Raw genomic sequence first — 2,343 nt, forward strand, 5'->3', positions numbered from 1 at the left:
GCGCGAGCGCGGCGATCCACGGCGCTTCGCTCTAGTGGACGGTCGCCGCCTTGCGTTTCGGGGCCAGGGCCAGCATGGCGCGGGCGATTTCCTGCTCGCCGATCAGGGCCTGGTTCGCCCCGGCCTGGCGCAGCAGGGCGACATCGGCGTCGCTATAGGCCCGGGCGATGATCGCCGCCTTGGGGTTGGCGGCGCGGGCCTGTTCGATGATCCGCGCGGCCTCGAAGGGATTGGGCACGGCGACGAACAGGTGGGTGGCCTTGTCCAGTCCGGCGCTCTTGAGCACCTCGGGCCGGACGGCGTTGCCCTGGATCACCGCGAAGCCGGCCTCGCGCAGCGCGTCCGCCCGCTCCAGGTCGTCCTCGATGACCACCAGGGGGGTGCGGCCCTTGAGGCCCTCGGCCACGGCCCTGCCGACCCGGCCATAGCCGACCAGCACCGCGTGGGGCTGAGCGGCGGCGTCCGGCTGGCGCGGGGGCTCGCGCGCCGCCAGGGTCGGCAGGATCTTGTCGAGCAGGGCGAACAGCAGGGGGTTGAGCAGGATCGACAGGATGGCGCCGGCCAGCACCAGGTCGCGGCCCTCGGGCGGCAGCAGCTTCAGCGACACGCCCAGTCCCGCCAGGATGAACGAGAACTCGCCGATCTGGGCCAGGCTGGCCGAGATGGTCAGGGCCACGCTCTTGGGCCGCTTGAAGGCCAGGACGATGACCAGGGCGGCCAGCGACTTGCCGACCACGATGATCGCCACCGTCGCCGCCACGGCCAGGGGCTGGCGCAGCAGCACGCTCGGGTCGAACAGCATGCCGATCGAGACGAAGAACAACACCGCGAAGGCGTCGCGCAGCGGCAGGGTCTCGTTGGCGGCCTGCTGCGACAGCTCGCTCTCGGCCATGATCATGCCGGCGAAGAAGGCCCCCAGGGCGAAGGACACCCCGAACAGGGCCGACGAGCCGAAGGCCACGCCCAGGGCCATGGCCAGCACCCCCAGCCGGAACAGCTCGCGCGAACCGGTATGGGCCACCCGGTGCAGGATCCAGGGAATGACCCGGCGTCCGACCACCAGCATCAGCACCACGAAGGCGGCGACCTTGCCCAGGGTGATGGCCAGGGCGCCCAGCACCCCGCCGGGGCCCGGCGGCGGGGCCTCGCCGCCCAGGGCCCCGATAGGGCGGGCAGCAGCACCAGGGCCAGGACCATGGCCAGGTCCTCGACGATCAGCCAGCCCACCGCGATGCGGCCGCGCTCGGTGTCGATCAGCCGCCGCTCTTGCAGGGCCCGCAGCAGCACCACGGTCGAGGCCACCGACAGGGCCAGGCCGAACACCAGGCCCGCCCCCAGGGTCCAGCCCATCAGATGCGCCAGGCCCATGCCCATCAGGGTCGCGACGGTGATCTGGGCCACGGCGCCGGGGATGGCGATCCGCCGTACCGCCATCAGGTCCTTGACCGAGAAGTGCAGACCGACCCCGAACATCAGCAGGATGACGCCGATCTCGGCCAGCTGCGGGGCCAGTTCCTGATCGGCCACATAGCCGGGGGTGAACGGCCCGACCAGGACCCCGGCCAGCAGGTAGCCGACCAGCACCGGCAGCTTCAGTCGGTTGGCGATGGCCCCGAACACGAAGGCCAGGCCGAGGCCGGCGACGATGGTGGCGATCAGGGGGGTCGGGTGCAATGGCGCTCCTTGACGGTCAACATATTCGGTCGTAATCAACCAATATGGGTGACTTTTCCCGGATTTCCAGATGCCCCACGCCAAAATTCTTCTGCCGGCCCACTGTCGGGGCGCCCGTGGGCTGCTCAACTGGTCGCAAGCCGAGCTCGCCGAACGGGCGGGCGTGTCGCGCAGCACGGTCAAGGACTTCGAGACCGAACGACACGCCTTGCATCATAGCACCGAACGCCTCCTGATCGTGGCGATCGAGCAGGGCGGGGCGGTCCTGCTGACCGACGAGGGGGCTGGACCCGGCGTGAGGCTCAAGGCGCCGGAGACGAGCTAAGGAGAACAGGTGCCACACGAGGTTTCACCCGCCGACTACAAGGACCTGGTCCTGTTCCTGGCCACGGCCGGCATCGTCGCGCCGCTGTTCAAGCGGCTGAAGGTCAATCCGATCCTCGGATTTCTGCTGGCGGGCGTCATCCTGGGGCCGTTCGGCCTGGGCAGCCTGATCCCGGTCGCGCCGTGGCTGGACTATGTGACCGTAGACAGCCCGGCCGAGATCGCCCAGCTGGCCGAGTTCGGCGTGGTGTTCCTGCTGTTCATGATCGGGCTGGAGATCTCGTGGGAGCGCCTGCGCCTGATGCGCAAGCTGGTCTTCGGCCTGGGCGCGGCCCAGGTGATCGG

The 2,343-nt window shown here is 70.0% G+C and carries 2 protein-coding genes and 1 pseudogene; 2 read left to right on the forward strand and 1 reads right to left on the reverse strand.

The window, feature by feature from the left end:
- Positions 1-31: 31 nt before the first annotated feature.
- Positions 32-1,674 (reverse strand): annotated as a pseudogene (ybaL, locus tag CSW58_RS12030) (YbaL family putative K(+) efflux transporter).
- Between the two features lie 70 nt (positions 1,675-1,744).
- Here ybaL and CSW58_RS12035 point away from each other — a divergent pair.
- On the forward strand, positions 1,745-1,999 hold the full coding sequence (locus tag CSW58_RS12035) for a helix-turn-helix domain-containing protein (protein ID WP_099447445.1): 255 nt from the start codon (positions 1,745-1,747) through the stop codon (positions 1,997-1,999).
- 9 nt (positions 2,000-2,008) lie between these two features.
- A partial coding sequence (locus CSW58_RS12040) for a cation:proton antiporter (protein ID WP_201721661.1) occupies positions 2,009-2,343 on the forward strand: 335 nt, incomplete at its 3' end.

Origin of the sequence: Caulobacter sp. B11, assembly GCF_002737765.1 — a bacterium.
Taxonomy (GTDB): domain Bacteria; phylum Pseudomonadota; class Alphaproteobacteria; order Caulobacterales; family Caulobacteraceae; genus Caulobacter.

What these genes read in the sequence shown, in the direction of transcription:
- CSW58_RS12035 (WP_099447445.1), top strand. Translation starts at nt 1,745, where the DNA reads ATGCCCCACGCCAAAATTCTTCTGCCGGCCCACTGTCGGGGCGCCCGT.